The sequence below is a fragment of the Acetobacter pomorum genome (assembly GCF_002738225.1).
Taxonomy (GTDB): Bacteria; Pseudomonadota; Alphaproteobacteria; order Acetobacterales; family Acetobacteraceae; genus Acetobacter; species Acetobacter pomorum.
In genome coordinates this window covers 25,049-43,175 of the sequence record NZ_PEBQ01000010.1, presented here as the reverse complement: position 1 = coordinate 43,175, position 18,127 = coordinate 25,049, and the positions used below count along the sequence as shown (strand labels likewise).

Annotated in this window: 10 protein-coding genes; 6 read left to right on the top strand and 4 right to left on the bottom strand. The window is 44.7% G+C overall.

All coding sequences use genetic code 11. The features are described from left to right. Positions 1–17: 17 nt before the first annotated feature. Together CSR02_RS01250 and CSR02_RS01245 are read left to right on the top strand one after the other, a co-directional pair. Complete coding sequence (locus CSR02_RS01250; RefSeq protein WP_099540276.1) at positions 18–1,754, top strand: DNA topoisomerase; 1,737 nt, start codon at positions 18–20, stop codon at positions 1,752–1,754. 279 nt (positions 1,755–2,033) lie between these two features. Continuing rightward, a complete protein-coding gene (locus tag CSR02_RS01245) occupies positions 2,034–3,515 on the top strand; it encodes a hypothetical protein (protein ID WP_099540274.1) in 1,482 nt (493 codons plus the stop codon). Positions 3,516–3,722: 207 nt separating this feature from the next. Here the strand turns inward: CSR02_RS01245 and CSR02_RS01240 are convergent, their stop codons facing one another. Next, the gene (locus CSR02_RS01240; protein WP_099540272.1) at positions 3,723–5,783 is read right to left on the bottom strand and encodes an ATP-dependent helicase; all 2,061 of its coding nucleotides are present in this window, start codon (positions 5,781–5,783) and stop codon (positions 3,723–3,725) included. 727 nt (positions 5,784–6,510) lie between these two features. Between CSR02_RS01240 and CSR02_RS01235 the strand changes: the two genes are divergently transcribed. Continuing rightward, a complete protein-coding gene (locus CSR02_RS01235; protein WP_167384068.1) occupies positions 6,511–10,179 on the top strand; it encodes a DNA polymerase III subunit alpha in 3,669 nt (1,222 codons plus the stop codon). On the opposite strand, the gene CSR02_RS01230 is transcribed toward CSR02_RS01235, so the two are convergent. Continuing rightward, positions 10,098–10,907, bottom strand: coding sequence for a response regulator transcription factor (locus tag CSR02_RS01230; RefSeq protein ID WP_099540267.1), 810 nt, complete (start codon positions 10,905–10,907; stop codon positions 10,098–10,100). The genes CSR02_RS01235 and CSR02_RS01230 overlap by 82 nt on opposite strands. Positions 10,908–11,216: 309 nt before the next feature. Here CSR02_RS01230 and CSR02_RS01225 point away from each other — a divergent pair, with 309 nt between their 5' ends. Next, positions 11,217–11,714 carry a hypothetical protein gene (locus CSR02_RS01225; RefSeq protein WP_099540265.1) on the top strand — a complete coding sequence of 166 codons (498 nt, stop codon included), beginning with the start codon at positions 11,217–11,219 and terminating at the stop codon, positions 11,712–11,714. Between the two features lie 230 nt (positions 11,715–11,944). After that, the gene (locus tag CSR02_RS01220; RefSeq protein WP_099540263.1) at positions 11,945–12,229 is read left to right on the top strand and encodes a hypothetical protein; all 285 of its coding nucleotides are present in this window, start codon (positions 11,945–11,947) and stop codon (positions 12,227–12,229) included. A 61-nt stretch (positions 12,230–12,290) separates the two neighbouring features. Here CSR02_RS01220 and CSR02_RS01215 read toward each other — a convergent pair whose 3' ends face one another. After that, positions 12,291–16,106, bottom strand: coding sequence for a hypothetical protein (locus CSR02_RS01215; protein WP_143225507.1), 3,816 nt, complete (start codon positions 16,104–16,106; stop codon positions 12,291–12,293). 243 nt (positions 16,107–16,349) lie between these two features. Here CSR02_RS01215 and CSR02_RS01210 point away from each other — a divergent pair, with 243 nt between their 5' ends. Continuing rightward, complete coding sequence (locus CSR02_RS01210) at positions 16,350–17,045, top strand: HAD family hydrolase (RefSeq protein WP_099540260.1); 696 nt, start codon at positions 16,350–16,352, stop codon at positions 17,043–17,045. 435 nt (positions 17,046–17,480) lie between these two features. Here CSR02_RS01210 and CSR02_RS01205 read toward each other — a convergent pair whose 3' ends face one another. Then, positions 17,481–18,095, bottom strand: a complete 615-nt coding sequence (locus CSR02_RS01205; protein WP_099540258.1) for a hypothetical protein — start codon at positions 18,093–18,095, stop codon at positions 17,481–17,483. Between the last annotated feature and the right edge of the window lie 32 nt (positions 18,096–18,127).

Below are 18,127 nucleotides of genomic sequence, written 5' to 3'. Positions count from 1 at the left end.
AGGCTAAGGGCGTATAAATGACTAATGAAGTATGGATTATCGAAGCTCCAGGCAAAAAAAGATACTTAGAGGAAACGCTAAAATTGTTAGGCCGGGACGCTTTTGTTGTCTTCACAAAGGGTCATTTATATCGCTTCCCTTTAAGGGAAAAAGGAAAGAAAAGTTCACCGATAATCGATAAAAATTTTAACGATTTCGGCAGAGAACCACTCGATAGCAATATTCTCCACCGTATTAGAGAAGTCGTAAAACTTTGCCCTAACGTGATGGTTGCAACGGATGCTGACCAAGAAGGCGATGTCATAGCATGGGATGTAGCCTGCCTGATTAGGGATATCGCTCCAAATCCATCACGCATACCCCTTAAAGGCATGGATAGCGATAGTGTGCTAGAAGCATTATCTGCCAAAGGACCCGTAAAACGATCTGCTGCAGTTCCTGGGAGAACGCGGCGTATAATTGATATCTTAATCGGATCTGCTTATTCAAATACCGGGATAAGAGTTGGTCGTATAGGTACAGCTCTTCTTGGAATGGTCGCCTCAGAACAACCAACAACAAATTTTATGCGTTTATCGGCCCCATCAAGAGATGGGCGCTCTCCCTGGATAGCTCAGTGTCCAATCAAGTCTCCAATTACTGAGAGCATCGCCAAGGAAATTGTCGGCTTAAGTTTGCCAGTTTTAGATCCAGTAGAAACGTTAGATCGCACCTTCAAGCCTCAGCATATGGGAGAGATAATGATTGAGGCTGCCGAAACTCTTGGCCTCTCTCCATCCGAAACGGCTAAAGCAATGCAGGCTTCTTACGAGGCTGGAAAACTGTCTTACCCACGATCGTCTTCAAAAGGTATATCAAGAGCTGCTGCTGTTAAGATGAAATCAATACTGGCTAAGGCCGGGAAAAGAGCAAATCCAGATCTTCTAGAGACAAAGACTGAAAAAGACGTCCATGACTCCCCTCACCCTCTTGGCGCAGTGAATCTTTCTCTTGATCCAACGAAAATGAGTGCTGAAGAAGGTGTCAGACTATTAATCGCCCGAGGCATCGCACGGGCTGGAATGAAACATAAATATCAAAGGGCCAAAGGTGAAATAGTCGAAAAATTCCTTTTATCAAAGGGCATACCAATAAAAGCTGCTAAATATGTGGGATCACTAGAATGGACTAGAGACTTAGGAAGCACGATTCCTGGAAAAAAAAGATGGCAGAAATCTGAAGTTTACAAGCGCAGATCAGATGCAGTTTTGCTCGAAACCGCCTTGAAACACAATCTTGGAAAGCCATCAACATGGGGGACGCATGTTGAAGCTTTCCTAAAATTGGGCTTAGTCAATTCCGATTTGGCGCTTACAGAGAGAGGTAAGGAATGGCTTTCTAGAAGTCCTGTAGAACTTCTGGATCCTGAGTTTTCAGCCCGTATAGAAGAAGCGTGTGACTACGTTGATCAAGACATATTCAAAGTTAGAGGGAAAACCCCATGGCAGGCTTCAGCAGAAAGAATAGTTAAAAGCCTCCCTCCTGCGATCACTGACCGGATTATAGGTGCCATATCGGGAATACCGGCTAAACCAGAACCTGATTATCGTGAAATGGTTGATAATCTCCCCTCAACTCTGACACCCGAAGAAATGGAACTGTTAGCAGAAAGAACAGGACCAGACGCGATAATGGCCACATCGAATGTTCAACCCTTCCTACCCGAATTCCCCTACGATGAAGGTACAATACCCGATTATGAAATCAGTCATTAATTTCTGATTTCATGAACTTAGCTTCATGTGATGTTATGTGAGGACTTTCGTTAATAAACATTCAATGCATAACACAACATGCCACTGAAATATTTTATAGATTTATAATCAAAAAAAATGCCCTCGTTAATATCGCCGTAGCAATTCATGCTTTTTACTTTACGCAGGGCGGATTTCTTCCGCAATGCGCATCAGTGCTGAAAACACACGGCATGTTGCGGAATTCTTTCAGCGGCTTGCAGCAAATTGTGGCCGCGGCTGATACATGAAGGGGCTGGCATGAGCACGACAAATCTTGATACTGGTTGGGGAGCAAACATCCCGGATCTGACTTCTGAAGAAGCATCTGCTTTCGAACAGGACGCGCTGACCCAGGCGGCCATCGAAGAAATCCAGATGAACTCAGATTCCAGTTACGTGCCTTCCGACAATGCAATTGATGTTGTCGTCGATAAATATGGTCTTGGCAGCGAACTGCAAACTATCGTATCGAACTCCGGCGGCACATATATTGACCCTGACACGCTGTCAGCCACTCTTGCAGCGACAAGTTCAACAGATTCCTCGTCAACAACCGCGTCAACTGTTGATACTGGGATTACTGGCATTTCCGGGACTGTCTCCACAGACCCTGCGACATACGGCGAAATTATCCTCGATAATAGTGCTGTAACTCCTTCCAATATCCCTGAGCAATATAAAGAACTGGGATACATACCAGTTGGCATTATGGATGCCATGGGTAGCAAAATTTATTTGGATGGCACTTATGCTGGCGAGCAGGATGTAACCGTTGCATCAGGGTCCACAATCTCATTGGATCTAGAAAAAACAACATCCAAAATTACCTCGGATGGTGGTTCTCTTGCAGCACAGGGACCCTCAGACGCAACCATTGTCGGCTCTTACGATAATCTGAACCTCTCTGGGCTTGGCCTGCAATCACAAGTCAATGCATCCGTTTCTGGCAATGTTGTGCTGGATGATGTCTATGGTACAGTAGGCCTTACGACTACCGGTTCAAATGCCCAGATCATCTCAGAAGACACAGATTTGTCTGTGAATGGTAATGGCGGTGTTCTTGATGCTGATGGCAATACCCTAACTGCCAGTGGCACATTCAACAGTTTCCGTATTAACGGTGTGTCCAATGCCAATATCAGCCTTGGCCTGACAGGCAACGGGATGATCACCGATAGCACCGGAACTATTGGTGCTACGCTTGAAGGGTCTGATGCGAACTTCACAATTGACGGTGCAGGTTATGATTATCTGACAGCCGGGCAGGGATCTATTACTCTGAACAATGAAGCTTCTGCCAACATTACTGGTGTGAATAGCAATGGGGGCGACCTTTTCATTAACGCCAACGGTGGGCAGATCAACTATCAGGCCCAGACTGATGTTGATGTCAACGCAACGATCAATCTTGGCAATGGCAATGCCTACCTGACTTATGGTGAAGGTTACACCGCAACAGAAGTCAACATGGCAGACAACACCATGGCTGACATCACAGGTTTCGACCCATCCAATGGCGAACTGCTTGCCACCAATCTTAAATCACTGACGGATGTTTCCGTGTCCTATAAGGACAACAATGCATACGTCTCTGAATCTGGATCATCTGGCAGTATCGTGCTGCATGATGTGGCCCAGGGAGGCGTTGACATCCTGACCAGCCTGAATGGAACAAACTTCACTCAGGAATATGGTGCGAACACTGTCATGATAGCTCTCAATGACAAGGCTGCGGCCTGACAAGCACCAAACCGTGTTCTCACTGAGAACACGGTTATGTCTGCTTAACAGAAAATCGACATTACTGCCGTGTTCTCACTGAGAACACGGCAAATGTTATACTAAAAAAGTTTAATGGATAAATTTAACACGATATTCTTAAACATTGTTATATAGTAAGCATATTTAACATACTGCCATAGTGGTGACTTATATTTCAAAACCATCCTAAAGAGTGGGAGAGGGGTTATCCGTATCTCTTTTGTTTCCCTTTTCGATTGGTGGAAGTGAAGGAACCAACAGTTCACATTCGCCGAAGAAAGGGGAAGGATTTGAAACGACCGGCCTGCCATAAGCCCTACGAGTGCGAGTATAACAAAGTCTGACTGATTTTCTCGCTCGTGTTAGACCAACATGCAAAAGCCTCCTTTCTTCAAAAATAGAAGACGGGTCCCCGGTATTAAAACGTGACCAACGTTTTTGAAATCGTGATGCGGTAGGGGAGGGGAAGTTATTCGCTTCCATACCTGTAATGAAAACATAGTCCCATTCTAACCCTTTGCATCCATGAAGCGTGCCCATGTAAACCATGCCATCAGGATAACTGTTGTCATCTACAGAGGCCGATAACTCCGCCATAGTGAGAAATTCTGCCAAGTCTTCCTGCATGGAAGTAAAATCACAAAAATCAGCAAGCACACTTAATGAATCATCATCGTCGTCTTTTCCCTTCTTGGATGACAACCACGATTTGTAACCAATACCTTCATCTGAGATAATGTATTCGACAATCTCTCGCACAGGGGTTCCAGATAAGCCTGCATTCTCAAGCCATCCCATTTGCAGACACATTTTCCTGGCTCCAGTCTGCGTGCGGGATGAAACCCCTTCAGACTCAATGAGGTGAGCCAAGGCCTCCTGCACACTAGATCCGGTATCGGCCATATATCCACTTATCGCCATTACGGCTGTTGGACCTAAGCCGCGAGCTGGACGTGACGCAATGCGTTTGAAAGCTATATCCAAATAAGGATTGAGTGCCAGTTTGAGATAACTCATTATATCGGTGCTGACACTTCTTCTGATTAAAGAAAATCCACCTCTCCATTTATGAGGGATACTCTTTAGCAAAAACGCTTTTTCGATATTTTTTAGGGTAATCCTGTTCCTACTTAGTATAGCAATTTCCCTAGGTGGAACTCCTGAAGCTATTAACTGTTCAACATCATATGCCACTGAGAGCCCTTCAGAGCGGTCTCCAGCATAGGAACGAACATCAACATCCCCTTGCTGCTCCCTTACCCCAGTAAGGGTCTTGAGGTGGCTTCTAGGGTTCTTATTAGCGATACAGCAGGCTGTTGAGAGAATATTACTCCCAGATCTTCTGTTCCGTCTTAGATAAACCACATCACAACCAGCCACATCTGTTAGGAAGGGGAAAAGGGAAGGGGTGTTTTCCATAAGATTAGGAAGTGCCCCTCTGAATGCGTAGAGAGACTGATCATCATCTCCTACTACGGAAAGAGAGCTGCCAGACCTAACCAACTGGTCAACAAGGTCGAGTTGGGCTCTGTTCGTGTCCTGCCATTCATCAACGAGTAAGTGCTTCACATTAAATGCTGAGACTGAACTAGGGTTTTTTACCATGGCCCTAACAGCGCGAATTGCGAGATCTCCAAAATCAAGACTGTTGAGCCTTAATTTAGTAATTTCGTATTCTCTATATATTTCAAAAGTTAGAGGATGGACTGATACATAATTAGGGCCAATTGATTGAGACTTAAGGCATTGTCCCAGATCATGAATGCCAACTCCATTTTCTTTCAATCGTGTTATCTCATTAAAAAAAAGTCGGAGTTTTGATGATTGGCTCATTTTTAGCCGGTCATCATCCTCTGGGGACATATCGTTAACAACGGATTTAAGAACATCCTTTGACTCGTCTTCAGAAAGGATCGTCCAACCTCTTTTCAAACCAGCTAGAGTTGGATTTTTTCGAAGGTAAGAGGCCGCTAGGGAATGAATAGTCCCGAACCTGATGTTTTCAGCACCAGGTATGCCTATCTCAATAACTTGGCGCTTGAGTGAGTCAGAAGCAGATCGAGTGAATGTGCAAGCAACAATTGAATCCGCGCACTTAGTTCTTGATAAAAGAACAGCCGCACGACTTGATAAGCACCGGGTTTTGCCACAACCCGCTCCAGCAATTACGACCAGTAGGCCAGCACTGGATTCCGCCGCACTTTTTTGTTCGGGATCTAATGTGTCGAGAAAGCCTAAATGAGACATACTTTACCCAAAATAAAAATAGCCTTGCTTAATAGACATCATATTCGGCCGGCATTGATGGCTTAAAGAACCTATCCATCACGAGACTGACAAGGCTTGATATTCCCATTTTCGGGGTGCGGGCAAGGCTAAAATAGTCATCAGAACACAAACTAACCTTATTAAATTATTCAACGATAAAATGTTTCACCAAAGATAGTCTTGTGATCAGGGATAAGAATAATCTGGCCTTCTCAACTCGTTGAATAGTCGAGTTGAGTCTAGTCGTGCCAGACAATAAGAATAATATATTCCTATATTCGGGCATTTTTCCTTGTTTGTTTTCAGTGGGTTATATGGTGTTTAAACTACAAATCGCGCCGAACTTGACTACAAATCGCGCTAATTGATTCCATCAAATTATGGTATATGGACTACAAATCGCGCTTAATTTTACATCATAAAGGCATGAATATGGGAATTTCATGTAGTCGAAAAAAAATTCAAAAAACTGGCCTGTGGATAAATTAAGGTTTAATCATAAATTACAAAGGCTTAAAAAAGGCCTTGTTATTTTATCGACTACAAAACGCGCTAAACTAGACTACAGATCGCGCTGAACAAGGTTTGTCATTCAGCCTTAAACTGGCTTAAAGGAATGGCTTGCTAGATTAAGCCTTGTATTTGAACGAAGTTGAAAAGCCTTTTGAGAGAGATGACGGTGCAGGACCTAACGCAATCGCAATCATTGACAGATCCTTTTATCCATCTCCGCGTGCATACTACCTACAGTCTTTCAGAGGGGGCTTCTTACCCTAAAGATCTATTAGGGCTCGCGAAGAACCTTAATATGCCAGCATTGGCGATTAGCGATCGAAATTCCATGCACGGCGTGTTTGATTTCTCAATGAAAGCAAAGGACTATAAGGTTCAACCTATTATTGGAATACAACTTTCTGTTTCATTGGGAAGTAAGCCTGGATCACTTACTGGCAATATCATTCTATTTGCATGTACCGAACAGGCATTCCACAATATAAACGCCTTACACCTCCGGGCATCACGATCCGAATTTGCCTCGGAAGGTCTGCCGATAGAATGCCTGAGGGGATATACAAAAGATGTCATCTGCCTGACAGGTGGAGGCGAAGATGGCCTATTACCCCTTTCAATGAATAAATCTTCCCAGCTTGGAATCTCCTGTCTTCGGACATTGCTAGAGATTTTTGGGAGCGGTCTTTATGTGGAAATATGCAGAAATGCGCCACCATCTGTTGAGTCTGAAATCGTTGAAAAAGGTCTCATTGATCTAGCTGAAGGGCAGGCAGGGGAGGTAGTGTGCCTTGATGGGATTAGAAGAGATAAAATCCCTCTCGTAGCTACTATAGATACTTGGCATGCAACGCCCGAAGGGAGAGACGCTTGGTTGATGCTCCGAGCCATATCTTCGGGTGGCAGGGTGAAAATGCTCAATGACGGAACTCTGGACAGTAAAGCACCCCAGTGTCATCTAAGATCTCAAGAGGAAGCAAAGAAGATCTTCGAGGATCTTCCAGAAGCAGTTAACAATACGTGGTCAATCGCTAGGCGATGTGCGTTCATGGTTATGAAGCACAAGCCCACCTTGCCGGCATTCCCCGTCCCTGAAGGTCAGTCAGAAGAAGAGTTCCTGCGAGTTATGTCCCTTGAAGGACTACGCAAACGTCTGACCGAAATAGAATTACCTGAAGAAGAACATCCTAAATACCTGAAAAGACTCGATTACGAATTAGGAATAATCAATCGGATGGGTTTTCCTGGTTATTTCTTGATTGTTGCTGATTTTATACAGTGGGCTAGGAGGCAGGATATCCCGGTCGGTCCTGGACGCGGATCAGGCGCCGGTTCAATCGTAGCTTGGGCGTTAACGATTACAGATATCAACCCAATGGAATTCGGCCTTTTATTTGAGAGATTTCTTAATCCTGATCGTGTTTCAATGCCAGATTTCGATATTGATTTCTGCAAGGATCGACGTGAAGAAGTGAGATCATATATAGCGACACGCTATGGTGAAGATCACGTTGGGATGATTACTGCCTTTGGCAAGATTAAGGGCAGAACTGCGCTACAGGACGCCCAACGGGTTCTTTATCATGAAACATACGGGCAAGCTGCTTATGGCTTCATGACCGCCATAAAAGACGTGTTGCCTCAACATGCGGATCCGAACAAAAAAACTGAAAGCATGCCCATTCTTGAGGCATACAACACGAATGACGCATTTAGAGCAAAAGTTAATGAGGAACCGATAGGCCCCATTCTTTGTCGTATGGCCGGCAAAATTGAGGGACTTATAAGAGATAGAAGCTCTCATGCAGCCGGAGCAGTTATCGGGAATACTAAAATCACGGATATTACTCCGGTAATTTATGACCCCAAAGCCGGACAAAACGGCTTTCTAGTGTGTGATTTTGATATGAAAGGGGTCGAAAGTGTCGGCCTCGTTAAATTCGATCTTCTCGGTCTTGTGACGCTGAGTATTATCCACAAAGCCTTACTCTTTATCAAACAAATGCATGGAACCATTATCAATCCCTCCTTAATCTCAAGAGATGACAAGGGGGTATTCGAGATGCTTTCTGAGGGGCACGCTACCGCTGTGTTCCAGTTTGAAGGCGGAGGGATGCGAGATGCCCTGATGAAGGTAAAGCCTGAGCGTTTAGAGGATCTGATCGCTATCGTTGCTCTCTATAGGCCTGGGCCAATGGCTTACATCTCAACCTACGTTGCCAGAAAAGAAGGGGAGCCATATGAAACTCCCGGAGGAGATAGATGCAAACCCATCCTAGATGAAACATATGGCATTATGGTTTATCAGGAGCAGGTAATGGGGGTCGCCCAAGAAGTAGCGGGTTACTCTCTTGGTAGTGCAGATCTCCTGCGCAGGGCGATGGGAAAAAAAATTGCCGAGGAGATGAAGAAGCAGGAACACACTTTTATCTATGGTGATCCTGAATCTAACCCTCCAATCCCAGGTGCCATTGCACGTGGGATGACAGAAAAAGACGCGATAAAGCTATTCAATGATATCAAACCCTTTGCCGATTATGGTTTTAATAAATCACATGCTGCTGCCTATGCTTGGGTTGGCTACATCACGGCATGGTTAAAATTCCATTATCCCGCCGAGTTTCTTGCGGCCCAAATAAGCTATTACGACAAGCCAGAAAAGCGATCTCTGGTAAAAGAAGAACTTGATCGCCTTGGCATCAGAATGCTTCCTCCAGATATCAATTTCTCATGTACCGATTTTAGACCTGAACGAGATGAAAAGAGTAATGGCGGAATTGGTGTTAGATTTGGACTAAGTGCCGTCAAAGGGGTGACGGACGAAGATGGTGCATTCGAAGCCGAGCGCACGAAAAATGGCAAATTCAAAGACTTATCGGACTTCATGACGAGAGTTGGGAAAATCACGACAAGTGACCAACGATCCGCTCTTGTGGCATGTGGTGCCTTTGACAGTTTATGGCCAGTACGCTCCCAGGCTGAAGAAATCCTCAACTGGATTGCGGGCGACAAAGGTAAGAAGAAAAAAGAAGAGTTGTCATCTGACGACATCTTCTCAGCAACTGGGGTAAACGCAGGGATCGTGATCCCTGAAAAATTCAAGGAAATTGCAGAGTGGGGTAACAGGGCTGATCGAGAATATAGCGCAGTCGGCTTTTATTTCGGACGTCACCCTTTGGATAGATACCTCAAACGCATGATAAAAGGCGGTGTTAGGCGCCGCAGATCAATCGTTGATTGGCTTAAAGCGAATAATAAGGAAAGGATCAACTCTCGACGTTTGGCTGTTATGGTAGAAGACGTTAAACGCCTCAGAAGCCGGAAAAACACAGAATATATTCTTTTGATCGCGAGTGAAAAGAACGACAGTTATACGGCTAGTTTTTTCCCATCAAACTACAATCAAAACGGTGGGTGGTCTTTGGACCATATATTTAGGGTGCTTCAGGGGGCCAAGATTTCTCGCATCCCGGTGATAATGGAAGCATCAATAAGCTGGGATGGTACGAGATCTAGTCAGTTTATAAACGCTGTATGGACAGCAAATGAGTTCCTAGAAGGGGTGCATGGCGATCTGACTGTTGACATAAAGTCGACAGAGATCCCTCCAGATGCTGCTTTGATGATGAGCGGAGGAGATGACGCTGACATTTTGAAAAAAGTTGTAGAGAAAACAGTAAAGCGCGTTGAAGCACTCTTCCTCCCGAAAACTCACGAGAAAGGCTCTGCAGTGTGTATCAGAATAGACGGCGACAGTTCAGAACTGATAGAACTGCCCGGCCGCTACCTGATGTCAAATCCTTTAGAGGGGGCCCTTATGTCGATGCCTGGAGTGATCGGCATACATGATTCATTAGACGAATGATGATGATGAGGATCAGGGTTCATGTCTCTAGAGCCTAAAGGAGCAAAAGCTTCTTCAACTAGACGATATCCAACGCCCCATATGGTTTTGAAAGGGGCTTTAATACCCTTCTCAACCAATTTGGCGCGCACCCGGCACATCATTACATCGATTGACTTGCTCTGAGGAAGATTTTTCCCCGCATATACATGAGACATTATCGCATCTTTATTTAAGATGCCTCCTTTTCTATGGGCGAAAAGGGACATAATTTTATATTCGACCTGTGTTAGAGTTATCGCTTCATCATCAATAAGGACTTCCCGGGTATCCTCATTTAACTTCATTCGCCCGATAGTGATCATTTGGCTTGTAATCCCAACGCCTGAGACACGCCTTACAATGGCGCGTAATCTTGCCAGTAGCTCTACAGCTTCGATGTTGATTGAAACGCAATCGTCCGCTCCGGCGGCCAAAACATCAGCCACAGAGTCTGCATTAATATTTCTCGCAATTATCAATACTGGGGAAGAAACCTTGTTGTTTCTTAATACCCTCAAGAGCCTTGGGTTAGGGGCCGTTTGTTGAATAACGGCTATGTCGATGGGAGATTCACGAATGGCACCCACAGCTCCTTCTCTTCCACAAATCCGCAGATAGATTTCACCAAGAGATATCGCTTCAGACAGAGCAGAACAGGGGCGACCATCTAAATTTTTTTCACTGTCACCAATGCAAATAAGCCGCATTTATTCTCCTTCCTGTAAAGACAGGATCCGATACCTATTACGACTTCAATAAGCCTTATCTAACCTCATGAATTAAGGATAATGGTTAAAAGCCTATTTTCCAGATCAAAATAACCAAAGAAAAATCCTTGTGCCTTGCAAGGTTAAAATTAAGCCTCGCAGTAATAAGGCCTTAAATCCGGGTTTATATCGGCCAAATACCGCCATTTTGTCCTTGGATCAGAGGTTTTCATTCCCTACCCCTGAAGAAAGGGGTCTTCGGGCGATGCCCAAAATGGCCTGCGCCCCTCAACATGAGGAACATGAGGAATGTTGCGAAAAAATCATGGATCGGCGTTGGTGACAAATGGTGCCAACCTGACTCTTCCCGATGGCAATAAAAGATCAAAGTCATCTTTTATTTTTACGGCTTTTATTAACAATATCGCGAAACGCGCTGCTTTTGTGGCCAGTTTCCTTGTCTTCTCACTATTTATGCTTCCTCAAAGCGCCTGGGCTGTCGATCAGGAAAGCTTTGGCGGAATGGCTAACAACATAGTTCAGCAGGGTGGGCCTGGCGCAAAAGTTGTTCTTGTGCTTGCTCTTATCGTTGGACTTGCAACTATTTGGGCCGGCGGCAAAAAAATAATTGTGGCCTCTGATTCACAGGGGCGAGAGCCATTTGGGCCAGGCATCACAAGATGTTGTATTGGCGGACTACTCTGCGTTCTATCTACATTTGCACTTTATGCCTCGCATACGTTTACAGATGGCAACACAACCTCAGTTAGTGTTGGCACGGTAAACGGACTTGAAGGCGGAGATTAGTATCTAGTCTCACAAAGTCTGAATTAAAGCCCGCTTTGGCGGGCTTTTTTTATTCATCAGGGATTTAATCACAAGACCATTTAAGAACTTGATAAAGAGTATATTGAAGATTTTTGTAGGAAATGATAAAAAATATCTTATTCATCCAAAAGTGGATCGTAAAAAGGCCTTGCATGACATGAGAACTGTGCAGGGGATGGCTTTTAGCCATAACATATGAAGAGAGTAAAATGTCTATTGAGCATCATGTGCCCAAAAAATGGGAGTTATATTGGAAACTTGAAGGGCGAATGGGGGCTTGTATTTCAGCCGCACGCGATTTGTCTAAAACACTGAAGTCTTCATTAAAGAAGGCTCAGGAAAAGATGCGCGATGGAGGCGATATCAAGACAATTAGCAAGGCTTTCTGGGACGAAATGGATTTGGTTATGGAATTTCATTCCAGAGCAGGTGCTTCCGATCACCCTACGAGAGAGCAGGTTTCAAACGCATTTGATAAAGCGGTAATGCAGTAGCTTAACGCTTAATCTTTCATGATTAAAAAGCCATGCCCAAAAAAGCATGGCTTTTTTTCTGTCATATGGATGGAAAAGGGGTGGCAGGGTTGGTGAAAGATTTTTCCCTATCCAAATCTGAATCAACCATTTCCAATTCTTTTTGATTCGTCGGCCGCCGTACTCGCCGTGCTTTGTGCTCATGACAAAGTCTAATCACTTCGTTCCGCAGAGATGAATCAGCATAAAAAGTAAGTTTACCTTCCTGGTATAGAGAATGCAGTAGCTCAGGTAGGTGTTCGATCTTAATTTCCCTCACATCATCGGATGAGAAACCATCTTCGGATATAATTTTGTTGGGATGCCGTTCTCGATACTCTTTAGTATTCCCAGGTTCGATTACCAGACGCTGATAAGCGGCACTGGCGAAAAGTGGAAGATTTTTCTTCTTCTGAGGGAGACTGACTTCTACAAAGCCAGCCTTCTTTGAGGCCACGATAGAAATATTGTCATTTTTTGGTGACAATGATTCAGCAATAATCAAACGTGCATTTTTGCGTATCAATTCCAATCCTACTTCTGGCAAAGGGATGCGCACAGGAACGGTTGTGAGGTGTTTTTCAATTGACTTGGGAACCAGTACAGAAAGATTGATTCTGCTGTTCTGATCAATCCATGTTCCTGCCTCACCAAGTTCAAGATAATGAGCATCCAGAATTGCTGCTGTGACATTTCCATCTAGAATTGTTCGAAAAACCGGGACTTCCCCCTCCGGCGCTTGGTTACATTGATTTAGGAGAGAATTTCTGGCCTCATTTTCATCCATGAAACGAGCGCCGCTGTACCTCATGATCGCATCAAGAGACACGACAAAAGGTTCCGAAGCGCCAGGCATGAGAACCGTGATATGGTAATCACGGAAAACGTTAACCCTGGATACCTCTGGGTGTTCGATGTCCAGAATAATATGTGGCTGCATAACACCCATATCATCTGGGAGAATAACTCCACACCCTGGTAATGCTTTCTCAATGAACCATGCAGTAATATTCAGTCTCTTCTGGATAACCTGCACATAGTTACTTCTAGGGGCCATAAGAGCCGCATGAACGCTTTTATGGGCCTCACCATCAAGAGCATTCTCCAGGATTTTCTGCCTGCGCTTCTCAAGCAATTGAAGATATGGCTGAGGGTTATAATCTTTCCTAATCCGCTGTCGTGCCTCACGAACGATCTTACCCACTTCTGTCGAACGCATTGGCTTCTTTAATACCATCTTGGAGATAATGGTTGCCGTTGTGTCAGGACCGCGGAGGGGATGATCTGAACCATCTCCAGGTTGCAAAATAAAACTTTTTACCGGCTTCCAATTCCCTTTAAGAGACTGAACCAAGTTTGGATTTATGGAATACTTCAAACGGTCTTCATAAGCCGCGAAAAAGGCTTTTATGATATTGTTCGCTTTTGAAACGCTGACGAGAGGCAATCTGCGGAATAATTTATTAACGAAATAGAGTTCTTTTTCCGATACAGAAACGGTGACGTTTAGGTTAATCCCCATCTGATTGGCGATATTCCTATTCAGGAATAGAAATTCACGGGCGACATCTTCGCCGATCTGATCAATTGGGTCTGGCATCCCTGTAGTAACACCAGACGTTTCAGCGCCCGTCAGATTGGCATCGAGTTTTGCTTCCTTCCTATCACCATTAGTCAGTACAAAAGTGTTGTAAGGGAGCCCTGTGTGCAGGACGCTGAAGCGAGGCTTAGTGCGCTGTCCACGTCGGTTACAACGCCCCTCCATCTGTCTCTTTTCTTTTACATCACCGATCAGGGAAACCCAGATCATGTGTGAACGACCAGATTTCTTGAACTTGTCATGAACAGAAAGTCCAGTGCTGGCTGCTTTTGTGAACGTCGCCATATCGACGCCACCATTATTGAAGCGTGCAACAACCTGATTTCTGTTGATCTGATTTTTTACATATTTTCCATCTCTGATCTGCAGTGAACGCCCAGAAACTTCACCAACTACATAATTCCTACCATCAGGTGTTTTATGTCTTTCAACAATCTCTCTGATCTCATCAATCGGATAGAGAGGAATGTCTTTAATTCCGCCAATAAGATGCTTAATGCGTTTTAGTTGCTCGCTTAGATAGTCGTGTTCTTGACTTATATCTATTCGTTCTTCAACACGTTCACTTTCCCCCTCCGGCGTATATTTATGCAAGGCAGACGACAACCCATCTGCGAGCCTAAACAAAGCAACTTTTAGGGTAGGGGGGTCGGGATCGAGTACCTGATCATCCTCTCCAATTATTTCACCTGCCCGGAGTTGGTTCATTATGCTTTCCATCGTTGCTTCAATAACAGCGATGGGCTTCTCACCATTCTTCAATGAATCCAGCGCCACCTGGGCACACAGTTTGACATTAAGGGCCGTGAGTATCTGATTTTGTATCGCAGAAAGGCGACTGCCAAATGGAGCCGTAAACCATGTTTCTTTGGCGGCCTTCCTCATCGACGGAGGGAGGGTTTTACAGTAATCCGCATTCTCCATATTTTTTATCTTGAGCAAGGCATCTACGTCTCTCGCCATAACGGCCATGGCCGAAAGAACTGGAGCTACGCTGTCAGAGATTTGTTCATTAAAGGCGATAATTTCTGCCGATGGCTTAATGATCTCAGTATTGATCCCATCCATGTCCAATTCGTGTCGGACAATACCTCCTGCTGAGGTAGCCTCACGTACAGATATTTGAGAGAGCGCGATCTGTGTTGGTCGCGGGAGAGAAGATAATTTTGGGATATCCTTCAGCCACGGCATGACGTTTCTGTATGCAGTCAGATTGGCTATATCCGCGGCGAAAGTAGCAGAGCTTTCTGTTGTAGATGCAGCTTTGGCACGTACGCGATCAATGTTTTCTCGTGTATTGCTTTCGCCGGCCCCTTTATGAGCCTCATCAAGAGCAAAGTGAGCGCCTGCTGCGACTGTCTCAAGGAAGTCTGACCTAGGGGTGCCCGGTCGATTAACCTGAGAATGGGTAATCATGACCATTCGGCACCCATCAGGGAGCTTTTTGTCATTAATAGATTGGAGGACTTGCTTGCGTGAGTACGGTTCTACAAGAACTGGAGTATCAGGATCTTCAACATCGACAATTGTAGAGCCTTCATTCACCAGAAGTGGCCGACCAAACAGATCTTCGCTCTCAATTCCTCGAATGTCGCGCCAGAAGTCAGAAAAAAGATTTTCCTGCAATGTCATGAAAACGACATTGCGGCCTGAAAGCAGTGCGGCACGACAGGTAGTCGCAAGAACTCGCCCCTTACCAAACCCTGTCATAGAGGCGATAATAACCCCTCCGCCTGACGCGGAAGAGAGGAGACCTTTAGCTTTATCTTCTGCAGCAGAATCTGCTGCATGGATAGCAAGAGCCGCGGTATCGATCTGTTCTGCGGAGAGAACCTTGTAGAGATGTTCTTTCGTCCACTGCAAACGACTGGCCATCCAGTCATCAATATCGCCAACACGAGATTGTAGGTTATAGATAGCCTCATATAGTTCGGATGCGACAGATCTCGGGATCATTGCATCCGTGCTTTCGCCTTTAGATAAAGGTCGATAATGGACTTGCGTTTTGCCGTTAAGATCTGCCTCGACCAAATCCTCTTTCCAATAGGGAGGAGGAAGGGAAGTGACTTTCGTTTCTATCAAGCGCGAAGCCATAACCCGAACAGAACTCCTGACTGTTTGTGCCGTATCTAACCGAAAATCCCTGTCAAAGATTGATCTATCAGAAACCGGTAATGGTTGCGCACCTTTTCTCACAGGTAAGGGTTGCCAGGCTCTGGCAAAAGCGCCCATGCGAGATGATGTGGCAGACTGATCCATGAGGCGATAACTTCTCTTGGGGATTATAACAGTTTTGGTTATGGCAAGGCTTATGTTTTAATAGGTATGTCGATATAAGATGCATGGGACTAGACAATAGTAGTAGATTAAAGGCTATCTGAGTTGGGATTTATTTGATGACTGGCTTGAACATGTATCAGGAAGCTGTTTGATCTTTGCTGGATATGAACAGAAGATAGCGATGCAATAAATAGTGTTTTGGATGTAAAGGCTAATTAAGCGATGATTAATGAAGATGTGAATTTTGTATTGGATATTGACGGCGTTATTCTAGATTATGTGTCTGGTTTCATGTCATGGATGCGTGAAAGACAAGGCCTTCAGACGATTGTGGCGCCTGACAAAATAGAACGATACGATCTCTCTCCTTACTTTCACAGAGATGGAAAGCAGATTACTTTCTCAGAATTTCGAGAACGTGTAAGTCAATTCAGTCTAACTGAAGAATTTAAGCACCTCCCTGCATTTGAAGGAGCCGAAGAATTTCTTCAGGAATTATCAAATTCTGGCTTTAAGATACATGCCGTAACGTCATGTGGTAATGAGGTGGCAGCCAAATCGCGTAAATATTGTTTGGAAAGATATGTTGGATGGCAATCAAACTGGCCTTTACATGTCTTGCCTCTAGGGGCATCAAAGCAAGCTATCTTATCTAAATTCCCCAAAGGGAGAACCTTTTTCCTTGATGACCTGCACAGCAATATTCAGGACGCAAGGAAGGTCGGACTTACCGCGATTTGGCATAAAAGCGCTCCAGAAACAGTATATAGAGATATCGGCGAAGGGGATGTACTGGATGAAACGCATACAGGGTCATGGACTGAGCTGAAGCAAAAACTCGAAGATCACTTGATCAGACTTCCTGCTTCACCGGATCAGTCTTTCACCGTGGGAAATCATTCTGCATTGATTGGATGAGTTGTGATTGAAAGTTCGTATATCTGGGAGGTTGGCTCTTTCGGAATAATTTGGGACAAGAATGCATTCACCTGCACTGAGCAGGGCTCGACTTGTGCTGAAACGATAGCAGCCTTTGCCATGAGTAATGAGTGATTGGCATTGGCCATGGTCTATATCGATAGGGTTAACCTTCGCCGGACAGGTGAGCGATTAACTAAACGCGAAGATCGGGTTGCACAGATGAGAACGCTTGAGCATGAGGCTCGCAGAATTTTCGCACTTGGCAGGCAGAAGGCTCACGCCGCCTGGTTAGATAGAGTAGGTGAGTAAATCTATATTCTCCTTAGTGTGTAAATACAGGATTTCCCTTACCCGAGACGCCGTAAAGCCCCGTCCTTCAGGGCGGGGATATAAGGCGCTGTGGTTTGTGGTATTGAGCCCTTCGAATACATATTAGATTTGCATCCATTTCTCCATGTGGGGGAATGGCTTCTTGCCGAGAAATTTCGCAGCAGTCCTCTGACAAGTCATGCCAGAAGCAGCAAGACTGTTAATGCCAATATACGCATTAAGTGAAAGCATATGATGGATTTCTCTTGATTGCTTCAATCCGCCAAAAGATTCATGGTCGCAAAATAGAATTTCAGTAGGCACGCCGCATTCTAGTGCCGCAGCATAACTCCAGGCAGTGGCCGCTGGATCATCAATCTGAAAGATTGCCCGACAGGTTGGATCTTCAAGACCACAACTTAATTGATCGTGAAAATGTTCATCCAAATATTGCTTTATGGCCTCCAAAATTTCAGGAGCCTCGATATCACCATCAATTAAGTGCCGAAATTGAGACGGCATTGTCGCAATATGGCCAGCCTCGTGGAGAACTTCTCCTAGCGAGATGTCGGAATTTTCGGAAACAAAAATAGTCGTGTTCGAAATATAGGTGCGAGAAAAAAATCCCTTTTTGGGTAGAGGTTGCAATAGGACAGTGATCCCAATGGATGCGAGGAAATCACGAATACGAATGAAATAGTCGTTGCATGGATGCTGAGGTAGGGGCTGAATTGTCATGATGTCATTATACTTATCATAAATTAAAAAAC

Bases quoted from the DNA above. Each gene is read 5' to 3' on its own strand.
- CSR02_RS01230 (WP_099540267.1), bottom strand. From the start codon at position 10,907: ATGCGGCTTATTTGCATTGGTGACAGTGAAAAAAATTTAGATGGTCGC.
- CSR02_RS01250 (WP_099540276.1), top strand. From the start codon at position 18: ATGACTAATGAAGTATGGATTATCGAAGCTCCAGGCAAAAAAAGATAC.
- CSR02_RS01210 (WP_099540260.1), top strand. From the start codon at position 16,350: ATGATTAATGAAGATGTGAATTTTGTATTGGATATTGACGGCGTTATT.
- CSR02_RS01240 (WP_099540272.1), bottom strand. From the start codon at position 5,783: ATGTCTCATTTAGGCTTTCTCGACACATTAGATCCCGAACAAAAAAGT.
- CSR02_RS01220 (WP_099540263.1), top strand. From the start codon at position 11,945: ATGTCTATTGAGCATCATGTGCCCAAAAAATGGGAGTTATATTGGAAA.
- CSR02_RS01215 (WP_143225507.1), bottom strand. From the start codon at position 16,106: ATGGATCAGTCTGCCACATCATCTCGCATGGGCGCTTTTGCCAGAGCC.
- CSR02_RS01245 (WP_099540274.1), top strand. From the start codon at position 2,034: ATGAGCACGACAAATCTTGATACTGGTTGGGGAGCAAACATCCCGGAT.
- CSR02_RS01205 (WP_099540258.1), bottom strand. From the start codon at position 18,095: ATGACAATTCAGCCCCTACCTCAGCATCCATGCAACGACTATTTCATT.
- CSR02_RS01225 (WP_099540265.1), top strand. From the start codon at position 11,217: ATGTTGCGAAAAAATCATGGATCGGCGTTGGTGACAAATGGTGCCAAC.